Source organism: Porphyromonas pogonae (genome assembly GCF_036320655.1).
Taxonomy (GTDB): Bacteria; Bacteroidota; Bacteroidia; order Bacteroidales; family Porphyromonadaceae; genus Porphyromonas; species Porphyromonas pogonae.
The window spans coordinates 1,761,629-1,776,517 of the sequence record NZ_CP143258.1 but is presented as its reverse complement, the minus strand read 5'-3'; the positions used below and the strand labels follow the sequence as shown (position 1 = coordinate 1,776,517).

The 14,889-nt window shown below is 40.4% G+C and carries 15 protein-coding genes; 9 read left to right on the top strand and 6 right to left on the bottom strand.

The window, feature by feature from the left end:
• The first annotated feature begins 9 nt into the window (after window positions 1–9).
• Window positions 10–1,506, top strand: coding sequence for a lipoyl(octanoyl) transferase LipB (gene lipB / locus VYJ22_RS06995; protein WP_329903187.1), 1,497 nt, complete (start codon window positions 10–12; stop codon window positions 1,504–1,506).
• Here lipB and VYJ22_RS06990 read toward each other — a convergent pair whose 3' ends face one another.
• Window positions 1,507–2,412 carry an ion transporter gene (locus tag VYJ22_RS06990; protein WP_329903186.1) on the bottom strand — a complete coding sequence of 302 codons (906 nt, stop codon included), beginning with the start codon at window positions 2,410–2,412 and terminating at the stop codon, window positions 1,507–1,509. It abuts the gene before it with no gap.
• A gap of 117 nt (window positions 2,413–2,529) precedes the next feature.
• Between VYJ22_RS06990 and VYJ22_RS06985 the strand changes: the two genes are divergently transcribed.
• From VYJ22_RS06985 to VYJ22_RS06955, 7 genes are all read left to right on the top strand, one after another.
• On the top strand, window positions 2,530–3,231 hold the full coding sequence (locus tag VYJ22_RS06985; protein WP_329903185.1) for a DUF4271 domain-containing protein: 702 nt from the start codon (window positions 2,530–2,532) through the stop codon (window positions 3,229–3,231).
• Window positions 3,228–3,974 carry a uroporphyrinogen-III synthase gene (locus VYJ22_RS06980; protein ID WP_329903184.1) on the top strand — a complete coding sequence of 249 codons (747 nt, stop codon included), beginning with the start codon at window positions 3,228–3,230 and terminating at the stop codon, window positions 3,972–3,974. Before VYJ22_RS06985 ends, VYJ22_RS06980 begins: the two co-directional genes overlap by 4 nt.
• 119 nt (window positions 3,975–4,093) lie before the next feature.
• The gene (gene rnpA / locus VYJ22_RS06975; RefSeq protein ID WP_329903183.1) at window positions 4,094–4,483 is read left to right on the top strand and encodes a ribonuclease P protein component; all 390 of its coding nucleotides are present in this window, start codon (window positions 4,094–4,096) and stop codon (window positions 4,481–4,483) included.
• Window positions 4,484–4,488: 5 nt separating this feature from the next.
• Complete coding sequence (gene yidD, locus VYJ22_RS06970; protein WP_329905590.1) at window positions 4,489–4,710, top strand: membrane protein insertion efficiency factor YidD; 222 nt, start codon at window positions 4,489–4,491, stop codon at window positions 4,708–4,710.
• On the top strand, window positions 4,707–5,360 hold the full coding sequence (locus VYJ22_RS06965; RefSeq protein ID WP_329903182.1) for a TatD family hydrolase: 654 nt from the start codon (window positions 4,707–4,709) through the stop codon (window positions 5,358–5,360). The genes yidD and VYJ22_RS06965 overlap by 4 nt, the downstream gene beginning before the upstream one ends.
• Before the next feature lie 34 nt (window positions 5,361–5,394).
• Window positions 5,395–6,690 carry a tyrosine--tRNA ligase gene (gene tyrS / locus VYJ22_RS06960; RefSeq protein WP_329903181.1) on the top strand — a complete coding sequence of 432 codons (1,296 nt, stop codon included), beginning with the start codon at window positions 5,395–5,397 and terminating at the stop codon, window positions 6,688–6,690.
• A 540-nt stretch (window positions 6,691–7,230) separates the two neighbouring features.
• On the top strand, window positions 7,231–8,139 hold the full coding sequence (locus VYJ22_RS06955; protein ID WP_159036305.1) for an IS982 family transposase: 909 nt from the start codon (window positions 7,231–7,233) through the stop codon (window positions 8,137–8,139).
• Between the two features lie 873 nt (window positions 8,140–9,012).
• Here VYJ22_RS06955 and VYJ22_RS06950 read toward each other — a convergent pair.
• The 5 genes from VYJ22_RS06950 to panD form a co-directional block, all read right to left on the bottom strand.
• Window positions 9,013–10,011, bottom strand: coding sequence for a glycoside hydrolase family 130 protein (locus VYJ22_RS06950; protein WP_329903180.1), 999 nt, complete (start codon window positions 10,009–10,011; stop codon window positions 9,013–9,015).
• 35 nt (window positions 10,012–10,046) lie between these two features.
• Window positions 10,047–11,333 carry an MFS transporter gene (locus VYJ22_RS06945; protein ID WP_407989467.1) on the bottom strand — a complete coding sequence of 429 codons (1,287 nt, stop codon included), beginning with the start codon at window positions 11,331–11,333 and terminating at the stop codon, window positions 10,047–10,049.
• Window positions 11,334–11,341: 8 nt separating this feature from the next.
• Window positions 11,342–12,226 carry a bifunctional methylenetetrahydrofolate dehydrogenase/methenyltetrahydrofolate cyclohydrolase FolD gene (folD, locus tag VYJ22_RS06940; RefSeq protein ID WP_329903178.1) on the bottom strand — a complete coding sequence of 295 codons (885 nt, stop codon included), beginning with the start codon at window positions 12,224–12,226 and terminating at the stop codon, window positions 11,342–11,344.
• A gap of 28 nt (window positions 12,227–12,254) precedes the next feature.
• Window positions 12,255–13,592 carry a signal recognition particle protein gene (gene ffh / locus VYJ22_RS06935; protein ID WP_329903177.1) on the bottom strand — a complete coding sequence of 446 codons (1,338 nt, stop codon included), beginning with the start codon at window positions 13,590–13,592 and terminating at the stop codon, window positions 12,255–12,257.
• A 62-nt stretch (window positions 13,593–13,654) separates the two neighbouring features.
• Window positions 13,655–14,005, bottom strand: coding sequence for an aspartate 1-decarboxylase (gene panD / locus VYJ22_RS06930; protein ID WP_329903176.1), 351 nt, complete (start codon window positions 14,003–14,005; stop codon window positions 13,655–13,657).
• A gap of 277 nt (window positions 14,006–14,282) precedes the next feature.
• Between panD and VYJ22_RS06925 the strand changes: the two genes are divergently transcribed.
• Complete coding sequence (locus VYJ22_RS06925; protein ID WP_329903175.1) at window positions 14,283–14,711, top strand: septal ring lytic transglycosylase RlpA family protein; 429 nt, start codon at window positions 14,283–14,285, stop codon at window positions 14,709–14,711.
• Window positions 14,712–14,889: the final 178 nt, after the last annotated feature.

The following is a 14,889-nucleotide window of genomic DNA, read 5'->3' as shown; positions in this document are numbered from 1 at the left end:
GCATATTCAATGCAAATAATCACTTTAGGGACGGGTACCAGCACAGGAATCCCCGAGGTTGGATGTGGCTGTACGGTGTGCAAAAGCCACTATAGTAAGGACAACCGCCTACGCTCATCGGCAATGCTTATTACAACATCCGGAAAAAGAATACTTATCGATTGTGGCCCGGATTTTAGGCAGCAGGCAATAAGAAACAATATAGATCGTATAGATGCGATATTGATAACTCACGAGCATTATGACCACATAGGAGGTATTGATGACTTGAGAACCATAGCATGGAAAAATGAAATACCCATTTATGCGGAAGAAAGGGTGCTCAAGTCAATAAGAGAACGCTTACATTATATATTTGGGCCCCATCCTTACCCAGGAACACCCCAATTGATTCTTCACCCGATAGAGAACAAGAGCTTTGAGCTGTACGATGTAAAAGTCGAACCTATAAGAATAATACACGGTTCACTACCTATCCTTGGCTACAAAATCGGCAACATATGTTATATCACTGATATGAAAACCATTTCACCGGAAGAATATAACAAAATAGCAGCTTCTGACGTCATCATAATCAATGGGCTTCGCCAATCCAAACCGCATCCATCACATCAATCCATTGATGATGTATTGTCACTTGCACAGTCATTGGGTTGCGACAAACACTTGTTCATTACTCACATATCACATCATGCACCGCTGCATGATATTATGGAGCGTGAATTACCTCCACATATTCGACCAAGCTATGATAATATGTGTATTGAAGTAAAAGATAGAAACATTAAAATATTTGACTTTATCCCTATGAAAGATCCATTTATTTACCTCGACAAAGGATTTATAAAATATCAAGAAGCATGGGAGCTTCAGAAAAAGCTTTTCAATGAAGCTATTGAAGAAAAGAGACAAGGCATCGTTCCTTCTAATTATTTACTTTATTGTGAGCACAACCCTGTATTTACTCTAGGCATCCATGCCAATAATCAGAACTTACTTATAAGTAAAGAGATGCTGGAAGGTCAAGGGATCGAACTTTTCGAAGTAGAACGAGGAGGAGATATTACATATCATGGTCCGGGGCAAATTACCGGCTATCCAATATTCGATTTAGAACAATTTGGTATAGGTCTCAAAGAGTATATTGATATTTTGGAAGAATGTATCATCAAGCTCATCGGTCTGTATAATATAAAAGGTGAAAAAAAGGCTTCTGCAACAGGAGTATGGATTGATGCTGACAATCCCGCAAAAGCCCGCAAAATATGCGCCATAGGAGTAAAGAGTTCACGTTATGTAACCATGCATGGATTTGCTCTCAATGTAAATACAAACCTCTCTCACTTCAATCTTATCAATCCATGCGGGTTTGTAGCGGGGAGAGTAACTTCTATAGAGAAAGAGGTAGGACATGCGGTGGATTTCACTGTAGTCAAACAGCAATTAGGCGATATATTTTACAAGAAATTTGCGGTTCTTCAAAAGAACATCAAAGCAAAAGAATAATTACTCCAAGAGATTTTGCTCTACAGAGGCTGAAGAATTAAGGATAAGCCCTTGACCGCAACGAGCACAAAACCTGTCTTCTCTATCAAATGATGGTTTACCACATTCATGACAGTAGCAGACAGGTTTATTTTCTTGTGACTTTAGATCTCTTCGGATTCTTCCCTCTTCATTCATTTCGTGTGATATAATACCTGTAGGCACTGCAATAATAGAGTAACCCAGCAGCATGATTATCACTGACACAAACTGTCCCAAACCTGTCACAGGTGTAATATCACCATATCCCACAGTGGTGAGCGTAACGATAGCCCAATAGATAGATCGCGGTATACTGGAAAAACTGGGATTTACACGCCCCTCAATAAGATACATGATACAGCCCAAGACGGTCACAAGCAAGACCACAAAGAGCATAAATACAAGTATCTTACCGGAACTTTTACGTATGGAATTAAGAATAAAACGCCCCTGACTGAGTTGTCTTCCCATACTCAGTATTTTGAATATTCTCATTAGACGCACTACCCTTACGACCATGATAAAGTGCAGTAATGGGAAAATTATAGCCAGGAAAGTCGGTAAAAACGAAATCAAATCAATTATTCCCCAAAACGACCTCGCATATGCCTTGGTATTTTTTGCACAATAGAGTCTCAATATATATTCAATAGTGAAAAGAATGGTAAAAGTCCATTCTGCCGTATTGAGTCTTTGCTTTACCCGTGGAGAGATATTAGGCAAGCTATCCACTGATACCACAATAACACTGATAACGATGCAAACTATGAGTACAATATCAAAAATCTTTCCGGATCGTGTCTCTGATCCGAATATTACTTCTCTAAGGCTCTCCTTAGAATACCACGGAGCTTTGGGTCTGTTTGATGAAGATTTACTATTCATTTTATAAAGGTTTACGCAAAGTTAGTGATTATTATTCTGTATAGTTTGTGTGTTTTTAGTTCCATGAAGGAGAGAAATGCTTTAACTTTGCAAAAAAAATAAAAAAACGCAGGTTTAATGAGCAATTTTTGGATTTATCAGTCGTCCATTGATATTCTCACCATACTTATCCTGCTGATGTGGGCTACAGCAGCCCTTATCATCAGTAAGGTTCCCGGCCTTCTTTCCAATATGTTTATCGCATTGGTAAGCAACAGAGGTGAGGACTTCAGAACCTTTATCACGCGCTTCATGTCCCAAGGCATATTTGTGCACCTATCGCATATTATGAGTGCATTGGGTATAGCTATCGTGGTTTACAACTTCTATCTGACGCAAAACATGCTGTCTTTGGCTGATTTTAATGAAACGATATCTTTTTTGGCTTTCTTTACTGTTATTATTCTGGCCTTTTTTCTGATCAGGCGCATAATATATCATATACTCGGATATATTTTTCTAAAAAAAATATCGGTAAAAGAATTCCTACAACAGTATTACTTATTGGAGTGGGTATGGTATTTCTTTCTGCTTCCCACAATGCTTCTCACCCTTTTGCCTGAGACTCGGTTGATAGCAATCTATATCTTTATTTTCTTCTTTGTTGTATGGCGAATATTGGTATGTATAAGTCTTCTTAGAATAAACAGGAGTGAAATGGGCAATCCTTTGCATCTTTTTTTGTATCTTTGCGCCCACGAAATACTACCTTTTGTGTATGCAGCGGTAGGAATTAATTACTTGGTTAATAGCAACACGTATTTGATGATAATCTCATGAGCGTAAAGAAAATACTCGTTTCTCAGCCTAAACCGGAATCAGGCAAATCTCCCTATTATGACATAGCTGAGAAGAACCATGCCATTGTTGAGTTCAGACCATTTATTAAAGTGGAATCTCTATCAGCAAGGGAATTCAGGAACCAAAAGGTCAACATTCTTGATCATACAGCTATTATCTTCACCGGCAAGAAAGCTATCGATCATTTCTTCGAACTGACAGAACAACTCAGGATAGTTATGCCGGAGACTATGAAGTATTTTTGCGTGAGCGAGCAAGTCGCTGTATATCTCCAAAAATACATAGTGTACAGAAAAAGAAAGGTTTTCTTTGGACAAACAGGGCAACTACCCGACCTCGTTACCGTCATCCACAAGCATAATAAAGAGAATTACTTCTTGCCCCTTGCCGAGGAGCATAAGTCAGATCTCATAGACATGCTACGTGCCAAGAAAATACAATTTTCTACAGGTATTATGTACAGAACGGTAAGTAACGACTTCGATCCTGAAGAAAAATTAGATTTCGATATGATTCTATTTTTCAGTCCGGCCGGTGTATCAGCCTTGTGCAAGAACTTTCCTGACTTCCAACAAGGAGACATCAAACTGGGAGCTTTCGGCCCTTCAACATCTAAAGCGATTGAAGAAGCAGGACTGCGATTAGACTTATCCGCACCTACACCCGAAGCCCCTTCCATGACTATGGCTTTGGATCAATACTTGGCTAAGCATAAGAACTAATCCATAGTTAATGTCCCTATCCCTACACCCTCCTTGTTCAATACACGGAGGGTATTTATTTTGTATTATTGGCTATCTTAGCTTAAATTTACAAGGTCTTCATTTCGAATTATCCAAAGTTGGAAGATATTAAGAACAACAAACTCCCTAAAGCAGAGCGGTTATATCTGCGAGATCATATAAACGATCTATTTCAAGAAGGGAAGGCTTTCATAGCCTATCCTTACCGCGTCATATACCTTCTATCAGAAGCACCGTTGATGGCTCGTGCAGAAGTGATGGTAAGCGTACCCAAAAAAAGATTCAAAAGAGCAGTCAAACGCAATAGAATAAAAAGACTTACACGTGAAGCTTATCGGCTCAACAAGCATGGGCTCATTGCAGCTTTGGAAGAAAATAATATGTATCTTAGAGTTGCATTTACAATCATTTCAGACGATATGCCTGACTATCCCAAAGTAGAGAAAGGGATAAACAAGGCACTTACTAAACTTATTGCACTCCTATGAATACAATAAAAAAGATACTCTCACAGCTTCTTTTGTTACCGATATATTTCTACAAAAGCTGTATCTCCCCCCTCACCCCCCCATCATGTCGCTTTACTCCCACATGCTCTACTTATGCAGTGGAAGCAATCAAAAAGCATGGACCATTCAAGGGGGGCTGGTTGGCTATCAAAAGAATATTCAGATGCCACCCCTGGGGAGGAAGTGGCTATGACCCTGTACCATGATTATTGATATTCATACACACCACACGCATACCGACTCTCTCGAGCTATCGATACGTAATATTTACCCTCGAGAAATCAATCAGGAGTCTCTGACAGGTTATTACTCTACAGGTATTCATCCTTGGCATTTGTCCCGAGCAGAGAAGGATATGGAGCTAATCAGGAATAACATCAATGACCCTAAATTATTGGCGATAGGAGAATGTGGATTGGACAAACTAAGCCAATATCCCATGCAAACCCAAGAGCACATATTGATACAGCAAGTAGAATTGGCTCGCGAAAATACCTTACCTCTGATTATACACCTCGTCAAAGCACAAGACCTACTTATTTCTATAAAACGTGATCATCCCACCGGGCAAGCTTGGATCATCCATGGCTTCAGAGGTAAACCCGAGCAAGCAAAACAGCTTTTGAGCCATGGATTTCTTCTGAGTTTTGGGCACCTGTTCAATTCCCGGAGTGCACTACTTGCTTATCAGGAGCACTCCATGTTCATAGAAACAGATAATGACACGAAACACTCCATCTCTTCTAATTACCAAATGATAGCATCTTCACTCAACATTTCACCCACTACACTCGAAGAAAGGTGTTATAATACATTTCTAAATACTTTTACTAAAGTGAAATCACTATCTTTGTAAATATTTACTAATTCTTAATAGTCTTTTAATTAATATGAACTTTGTAGAAGAATTGCGCTGGCGTGGAATGATACACGACATGATGCCGGGTACTGAAGAATTGCTTAATAAAGAGATGACCTCGGCTTACGTGGGTATAGATCCTACAGCAGATTCACTGCATATAGGGCACCTTGTAGGAGTCATGATGCTACGCCATTTACAAAGAGCTGGACACAGACCTATTGCCCTTATAGGAGGAGCTACCGGCATGATTGGTGACCCGTCTATGAAATCTGCGGAGAGAAATTTATTATCCGAGGATGATCTGCGTCACAATCAGGAATGTATCAAAAAACAGCTCAGTAAGTTCCTTGACTTCGAAAGCGATGCACCCAATGCTGCGGTCTTGGTCAATAATTATGATTGGATGAAGGACTATTCCTTCCTCACCTTTATCCGTGATATCGGTAAGCATATTACTGTAAACTATATGATGGCAAAAGATAGTGTAAAGAAAAGACTTAGCTCGGATAGTGGTGTGGGTATGTCTTTCACTGAATTTAGCTACCAACTCCTGCAAGGCTACGACTTTCTTTATTTATACCGCAACCTGGGCTGTAAGCTTCAGATGGGGGGATCAGACCAGTGGGGCAATATCACTACCGGTACAGAGCTGATACGCCGTAAAGAAGCCGGTGAGGCCTTTGCACTCACATGCCCTCTCATCACCAAGGCTGACGGCGGTAAGTTCGGTAAAACGGAGAGTGGCAATGTATGGCTCGATCCCGAGAGGACATCACCCTACGCATTCTACCAATTTTGGATCAACGTCAGTGACTCTGATGCTGCTAAATATATCAAGATATTTACCTCTCTGAGTGAAGAAGAGATAAATGCTTTGGAGAAAGAGCAAGAGGCTGCACCCCACTTGCGTGCACTCCAGAAGAGACTTGCAGAAGAGATTACCGTGATGGTACATAGTCGTGAGGATTACGAGGCTGCAGTAGAAGCATCCAATATTCTATTTGGACAAGGTACTGCAGAGGCTCTTCGCAAACTAAGCCCCAAGATGATCGAAGAAGTCTTTGCCGGAGTACCTCAATTTACCATCTCCAAAGATGAGTTGCAGCAAGGTGTCAAGGTAATTGATCTCCTTACCGAAGAAGCTGCAGTATTCGGTTCCAAAGGTGAATTACGTAAACTAATCCAATCAGGAGGTGTAAGCGTGAATAAAGAAAAGATTTCTGAGCAGGATCATCTCATAACTACGAAAGATCTTCTTGGAGACAAGTATTTGTTGGCACAGCGTGGTAAGAAAAATTACTTCCTACTCAAGGTAAACGAATAGTTAATTATTTTCAGAGTAGCTTAACAAAACTATTATACTGGGTGCGGTTCAAGAAAGAGGTCTTGATACCGCACCCTTTGTTTTCGGGGGGTATCATGAAATAGATGGATCAAAAGGGAGATCTATTTTCCTGTCAATTGAGAACAATGACACACTGTATAATACAGAATTATACTCCGTTTGCAATTGAGATATATTGAGAGAAGATGAGGACCACAAACCTTTACCATATTGATACGAAATATGGTAAAAATAAATCATATTGTTAAAAACAGATATCATTCTCTCCTCTTGACAAAGGCGGGTGTGATGTTGTATCTTTAGGAGATAAGACACTGCTTAATAAAATATAAACCGAAAAAATGGATAATAGCTCTATAAATAAACGTGAGTTCGATATAAGGGATAATAGGAATAATAGAGTTTAGAAAGTGTTGTAAATCAGTGTAATTTCTTATGTATTTCATTGCAAAAGTGGTGAATTATTTGTATCTTAGTAGTTGATAATCAATAAGATATAAACAAACAAAACACCACTTTATGAAAACAAATATAGTTGAAATTTTCTGTCTTACCGATGATTTTTCCAAACTTTTCGATACCTTGATTCAGCAAAGAACCCTTTGCGAAGGAAACAAAAAGCGAAGAAATCGCAAGTTTAGGATGTCCGATGCTGAAATCATGACTATTCTGATTCTTTTCCATCATTCGAGGTATCGCGATTTTAAGTCCTTTTATCTTCAATATATTACGCAACAATGTCATTCGGATTTTCCTTCGTTGGTCTCTTACAATCGTTTTGTGGAATTACAAAGCAAGGTGGCATTCAAACTAATTTCATTTCTCAATATGTGTTGTTTGGGCGAATGCACCGGTATCTCATTCATTGATTCCACACCTTTACGCACCTGCCATATCAAGCGGGCACACGGGCATAAGACCATGAAAGGATGGGCCCAAAAGGGCAAATGCAGTATGGGATGGTTCTATGGTTTCAAACTGCATATTGTGATTAACGACCGGGGTGAAATCATTCAATATCAAATCACACCGGGGAATACGGATGACCGTGCTCCACTTAAAGGCGGAACCTTCACGAAGAAACTATTCGGCAAACTTGTTGGCGACAGAGGATACATCTCACAAAGTCTTTTCGATAAGCTCTTCATTGACGACATACACATGATTACGAAGATAAAGAAAAACATGAAAAACACTCTGATGAGCCTGTATGATAGGATATTACTCAGAAAAAGAGCACTTGTGGAAACCGTTAATGACCTACTCAAAAACGTTTGTCAAATAGAGCATACACGACATAGAAGCGTCAATAATTTCGCCATTAATTTGATTGCCGGCATAATTGCCTACAATCTGCTACCCAAAAAGCCGGAATTAAACCTAGAAATCATACACAATCCATCAACCCTCTTAGTACACCACGCTTAGACCGAACTCACGTTAAATAAAGATTATATCAAACAGAAAGCTCAAAGAGCTGTAGCAGGCATAAGCTTAAGTCGCCTTGAGCTTCTTTGGGATAGCTATGTATCCGTTATTGGCAATACACAAGCAATATCATATTGTAATCTAAATCATTAGGGGTTTTATCTTATACTTGCCCGATACCATCTTTAGCTAAAAAGGCTTTCCATTTCTCATCCAAATCATACCATCATCCTCATTTTTCACCAATATTATAACTAAAGTAGCGCAGTATTACAGTTAAGGCACGATTGTGTTTCAACTGTAATATTTCTGTATTTTAACTAAAATATCAAAACGTTTTAGTTAAAACACAATCGTGCCTTAACTGTAATACTTTGCCGTATTTTCAGATATTCAATCTCAGATTAAGCAAAAAATAAAAGACGCCTATTTTACTACCAAAGAATAAAAATAGGATAAAAAAGACGTACTTATTACTCACAGGGGCTATTTGCAAATAATTTAATTTTCAGACAATGTGTTTATTACAACTTTTTTTCACTTCAAGCAATAGCTATCACAACTATCATATTAACAGGATAAGATTAAATAAAAAGTCATTTTGTTATTTACATAAAATCCTTGTTAAAGTCAGATGGTTCAGAATATCATCAGATAAATCAAGAGTATATAACCGACAAAAAATGCAACGTTGAGCTTTGTGATATATTTCATAATGAGAACAGAAGCTATTTTTAACATGGTGATACCATAGTATATTTTGAGTATTGATATTCTCGATAGACAATAAAGCGGTACTTGAAACTAAAAAAATCCGACAAGGATTTCTCCCCGTCGGATTATGATATGATCTACAGATGTAGGTGCAGTAGGTTAGATGATAGAATTCTTCTTGGTGAATTCTATGATTTCATCAATATAACCGAATGCCAGCCCTGTAACGGTATCAGCACATCCATAATATACAGCAATGCGTTTTGACTCAGGATCATGCAAGGCTGCACAAGGGAATGTAACATTAGGAACATCGCCCATACATTCGTACTCCTCTCTCGGGGATATCAAATAAGGGCCAGAACGGAACTTGACCTTCCAAGGTTCATCGAGATCCAAAATGGCAGATCCGAAAGCGTATACAAAGCCATTGCAAGAAGCCAAGACTCCGTGATAAATGAGTAGCCATCCCTCGCTCGTTTCGATAGGTATAGGCCCTGCTCCAATCTTGGTACACTGCCATGCACTATCCTCAAAAGGTGCGGGTGACATCACATGACGATGACGTCCCCAGTACTCCAACTCAGGTGATTCGCTATAGAAGATATCACCAAAAGGTGTATGACCATTGTCACTGGGACGGCTCAACATTGCAAAATTGCCATTGATCTTTTTGGGAAATAGTACGCCATTGCGATTGAAAGGTAAGAAAGCATTCTCAAGCTGGTGGAAAGTCTTGAAATCGAATGTATATGCTACCCCGATGGTAGGGCCGTGATAGCCGTTGCACCAAGTTACATAGTAACGATCATCGATATACGTAACACGAGGATCATATCCGTACACCCACTCGCCTATCTCTTTGTCTTCGCATTGGAATGTCAGCGGTTCAGGATTGATATCCCATTTGATGGCATCTTTGCTAAAACCAACATGCAGTCGCATACGGCGATTGGTATCGTCACAACGGAACACACCGGCATACCCATTTTCAAATGGAACTACAGCGCTATTGAAAATACTATTTGAAGTAGGTAACAGATCTCTTGGGATAATGGGGTTGGCACTATAGCGCCACATTACATCTTTAGAGCCAGCGGGACGATCCTCCCATGGCATATCCGGCAATGCTTGTCCGACAATTTTCAAATCAGTCATTTTATTTCTATGTTATACAGTAAAGTTCAATAATCTTATTCTTCAGCTTTGTCCGCGTGAGTAAACGGCACAAAGTAGGTAGTGATCAGTGGCAGTATAGTGAGACATACCACAACGATAAAGAAGTTTTTGTAACCAAGCATGGTGCTGAGTTTACCACTGATCATACCAGGGATCATATACCCTAAGTTCATGATACTTGTAGCAAAAGCGTAATGAGCCATCTGATATTTGCCAGGAGCAATCTGCTGCATCATAAACAGCATGAGACCTACAAAACCTGAGCCAAAAGCAAAATACTCCAATATGATACCTACGCTGATCCATACCATACTCGATGGTTGATAAATAGCGAAAAGCATATATACTATAAATTGTACGTTGAAGATAAGGGCTAGGGAGAATAAGGTCTTTTTGAGCCCAAAGTATGAAATGTAATACCCTGAGAGAATAGAGCCTATGATGAATGCCAAAGAACCAAAAGTACCATAGATAAGCCCGTACTGACGATTGGATAATCCTAAACCTCCCATAGCTATATCTGCTTTGAGGAAGAGTGGAGCTATCTTGAGGGCCAAACCTTCAGCAAAACGATACATGATGATAAAGAATATGTAGTAAAAGATATGCTTCTTGACAAAGAACGTGCGGAATACTTCACCAAACTCTTTCATTGCTTCTTTGAAAGTAAGCTTGCTATGGGTAGCTTCATAATCAGTGACAGCACGTCTGCCCGAAGGAAGAACCCACGAATGGTAGATAGCCAATAGAAGGATGAGGACACCACAGATAAACATGATAAATGCCCAGCCTTTGGCTACGCCGTAGTGATCACCCAAGACTCCTGCCAAATATACGAGTCCGCCATTGGTAAGAATTTTGGCAAGATTATAAAATGCTCCCTGCCAACCGGCATACTGTCCCTGTTGCTTTTTGCTCAGCTCGGTAAGGTAAAGACCATCTCCTGCAATATCCTGAGTGGATCCGCAAATGGCAAGCGCCCCCATAAGCATAATGCTGATGGTAAAAAACGACGGGAGGTGAAGAGAAAAGGCAATAAGACCGAACATCAAAGAAATGATAAACTCGGCAAAGACCAAGTATTGCTTTTTGGTTCCCACCAATTCCATGATGAGGCTGAAAAAAGGTTTCAGAGACCATGGCAACACAAGTAGTGATGTCCAGAAAGCAATCTCGGTATCGCTGATGCCCATATCTTTGAACATCAGTGATGATACAAGGGAGATAGCTATATAAGGTATCCCCATTGCAAAGTAAACCGTAGGTACCCAAGCTATAGGATTACGGTTTCCTGTATTCAATTTGTTCATTATTTTTTACCTGCTTGTAAGGTATTTAGCATGAGAGAAACGATGGTCATGGGGCCTACACCGCCAGGCACAGGCGTAATATATGAACACAAAGGGGCAACTTCGTCAAACTTCACATCACCTGTGAGTCTGAATCCGCTTTTTCTTGAAGCATCAGGAACTCGTGTGGTGCCTACATCAACGATGACAGCTCCTTTTTTCACCATATCAGCCTTAACAAACTCGGGACTTCCCAGTGCAGCAATGATGATATCCGCTTGCAAACAAATCTCTTTAATGTTGGGCGTGCGGCTATGACACACAGTCACAGTGCAATCACCGGGATATCCTTTCTGCAAAAGCAACAGAGATATGGGTTTACCTACAATGTTGCTACGCCCCAGCACTACACAATGCTTTCCTTGGGTAGGAATCTCATATCTCTTGAGAAGTTCTACGATACCTTGTGGTGTAGCTGATACAAAACAAGGCAACCCGATACTCATACGTCCCACGTTGATTGGATGAAAGCCATCCACATCCTTAGCAGGATCTACAGCCTCTATGACCTTTTGTTCATCTATATGTTTGGGAAGAGGGAGTTGTACAATGAAACCATCGACATCCTCATCGTTGTTGAGTTTTTCCACACAATCAAGAAGTTCCTTTTCAGTCACATCTGATTCGAAACGAAGCAGCGACGACTTAAACCCTACTTGCTCACAAGCCTTTACCTTGCTCGCTACATAAGTTTCGCTTCCGCCATCGTGCCCTACCAATACTGCTGCCAGGTGAGGACGCTTCTTCCCTGCTGCCACCATAGCGGCAACTTCTTCTGCTATTTCCTTTTTTATTTGATCCGAGATAGCTTTACCATCAAGGATTTTATATGTATTAGTTTCCATAGTAATTGTTGTTAATGTGTTTTTAAGATTATCTCATTTTAGGCATTCCCGGCACGCGTGGCATTTTCTTGCCGCCTTTGAATCCTTGGATTGTCTTCATCATCTTGCGTGTTTGAGCAAACTGTGTGATAAGCTTATTTACCTCTTGTACCGTGGTGCCGCTACCATCGGCAATTCTCTTTCTACGCTGACCATTGATGATAGATGAGTTCTTACGCTCCTCAGGTGTCATGGAGTATATAATAGCTTCTACACTCTTGAATGCATCATCATCGATATCCAGATCCTTGATTGCCTTGCCCACACCCGGAATCATGGATGCCAGCTCTTTGATGTTACCCATCTTCTTGATCTGATGAATCTGTGCAAGAAAGTCATTGAAATCAAATTGATTTTTGGCGATCTTTTCTTCGAGACGACGAGCTTCTTTCTCATCGTATTGCTGCTGGGCCCTCTCCACTAGAGATACAATATCACCCATACCCAAGATACGATCAGCCATACGCTCAGGGTGGAATACATCCAATGCATCCATCTTTTCGCCAGTACCAACAAACTTGATAGGCTTATCTACCACAGTACGGATAGAAAGAGCCGCACCGCCTCGGGTATCACCATCCAACTTGGTCAATACTACACCATCAAAGTCCAGTCTTTCGTTGAACTCCTTAGCAGTGTTTACGGCATCCTGCCCCGTCATAGAGTCTACCACGAAAAGAATTTCCTGCGGTTTAATAGCATCTTTGATAGCTGCTATCTCTTCCATCATTTGCTCATCAATAGCAAGGCGACCCGCAGTATCCACAATCACTACGTCATACTTATCTTGGATAGCATAATCGATAGCATGCTTGGCTATTTCTACAGGATTCTTACTTTCGGGTTCGCTGTAGACAGGGACATTGAGTTGCTCACCCAAAACCCTTAACTGCTCTATAGCAGCAGGACGGTAAACATCACAAGCAACCAACATAGGATTGCGTCCCTGTTTACTTTTGAGCATATTAGCCAGCTTACCGGAGAAAGTAGTCTTACCCGATCCCTGAAGACCTGACATTAAAATCACCGAGGGAGCTCCCGTAACATTGATTTCAACAGCTTTACCTCCCATCAATTCGGCTAACTCGTCATGCACAATCTTGACCATAAGCTCTCCGGGGCGTACTGAAGTAAGCACGTTCTGCCCCAAAGCTTTGGTCTTTACCGTTTCAGTAAACTGCTTTGCAACATTGTAATTTACGTCGGCATCCAATAATGCACGCCTTACATCCTTAAGAGTCTCAGCTACATTGATCTCGGTGATGGTACCTTCACCCTTGAGTATCTTGAACGATCGCTCGAGTCTGTCACTTAGATTTTCAAACATCTATTTAAATATCTTTTATTATTAATTGATAGTCTTACCTCAAAACCTGCAAACAGCGAAAACTAAACCAGACGATTGGTTTTGCTATCCGGAAATACCACGGCAGGCTTGAAGGTCTTGGCTTCTTCATACGTCATCCAGGCGTACGCCATAATGATAACGATATCTCCCGGCTGCACCATACGGGCAGCAGCACCATTAAGGCAGATAACTCCGGAATTGCGCTCGCCGGGTATAACATAAGTCTCCAGCCTGGCTCCATTATTATTATCTACGATTTGCACCTTTTCTCCAGGCAAAATATTAGCTGCATCCATCAGATTCTGATCGATCGTAATACTGCCTACATATTCAAGGTTTGCCTCTGTTACCTTAACACGGTGAATTTTTGATTTTACTAATTCTACAAACATTTTCAGGTTGTTAGTGTAGTGAGTTACAAAGATACATAAAACGTGAATATAACAGTTAAATGGATGCCAATTTAACCTTTGTGAGATAAAAGAGTGCCTGAAAAAAGCTATTATGAGAGCCAAGAATTAGATTTGAAAGGAAAGGAAGATTGGTCCGTCCATAGAGAAAGGTAATAAATAGGCATAAACGTGTTGTCACTTTTACCGGGGATTTAGATGTAAAACACAGATTGTGTATTTTTTTGTAAATTGCACCCCTAAACCAATACAAAATGGTATGAGAATAGGTTTAAGAAAGCTTGTTCTACAAGGTGTTTTATTGTCTGCAATGTACACTTTCTGTCACCAATCGGCAGAAGCTCAAACACAAGGCAAAGCCTCCTTTTACGGAGCTAAAGCACATGGTAGACTCACTGCTTCCGGTGCCAGATTTCATAAAGATAGTCTGACTTGCGCTCATCGATCATTTCCTTTTGGAACTCTTCTCAATGTGAAGAACCTTAGTAATGGAAAAGTAGTTACGGTGAAAGTAACCGATAGAGGTCCACGCCATAAAAGATTGATAATAGACCTTTCTTATGGAGCAGCCAAAGCGATCGGGATGCTAAGAGCCGGCATTTGTAAGGTGGAGGTAACTAAACTACAGAAAGACTCTACCAGGCTCCCGATAGACTTCAAAAATCCATTTGCAATCACTGCAAAATAATTAAACATTTTTTAAAAGCCCCACACCGTTGTTACACAGTATGGGGCTATTTAATGATCAGGAATAGACTAAAAGAGACCGTTGCATAGCAGGCAAATTGCTTCGTTGCTTGCGAGATTCGCGCTTGGTCATTTACCTGAAGTAAACTCCCTGTGCACTCACTCTTAGCGCCTTGCAC

Coding starts and splice junctions, on each gene's coding strand:
- lipB (WP_329903187.1), top strand. CDS start 10: ATGCAAATAATCACTTTAGGGACGGGTACCAGCACAGGAATCCCCGAG.
- VYJ22_RS06990 (WP_329903186.1), bottom strand. CDS start 2,412: ATGAATAGTAAATCTTCATCAAACAGACCCAAAGCTCCGTGGTATTCT.
- VYJ22_RS06985 (WP_329903185.1), top strand. CDS start 2,530: ATGAGCAATTTTTGGATTTATCAGTCGTCCATTGATATTCTCACCATA.
- VYJ22_RS06980 (WP_329903184.1), top strand. CDS start 3,228: ATGAGCGTAAAGAAAATACTCGTTTCTCAGCCTAAACCGGAATCAGGC.
- VYJ22_RS06965 (WP_329903182.1), top strand. CDS start 4,707: ATGATTATTGATATTCATACACACCACACGCATACCGACTCTCTCGAG.
- tyrS (WP_329903181.1), top strand. CDS start 5,395: ATGAACTTTGTAGAAGAATTGCGCTGGCGTGGAATGATACACGACATG.
- VYJ22_RS06955 (WP_159036305.1), top strand. CDS start 7,231: ATGAAAACAAATATAGTTGAAATTTTCTGTCTTACCGATGATTTTTCC.
- VYJ22_RS06950 (WP_329903180.1), bottom strand. CDS start 10,011: ATGACTGATTTGAAAATTGTCGGACAAGCATTGCCGGATATGCCATGG.
- folD (WP_329903178.1), bottom strand. CDS start 12,226: ATGGAAACTAATACATATAAAATCCTTGATGGTAAAGCTATCTCGGAT.
- ffh (WP_329903177.1), bottom strand. CDS start 13,592: ATGTTTGAAAATCTAAGTGACAGACTCGAGCGATCGTTCAAGATACTC.
- panD (WP_329903176.1), bottom strand. CDS start 14,005: ATGTTTGTAGAATTAGTAAAATCAAAAATTCACCGTGTTAAGGTAACA.
- VYJ22_RS06925 (WP_329903175.1), top strand. CDS start 14,283: ATGAGAATAGGTTTAAGAAAGCTTGTTCTACAAGGTGTTTTATTGTCT.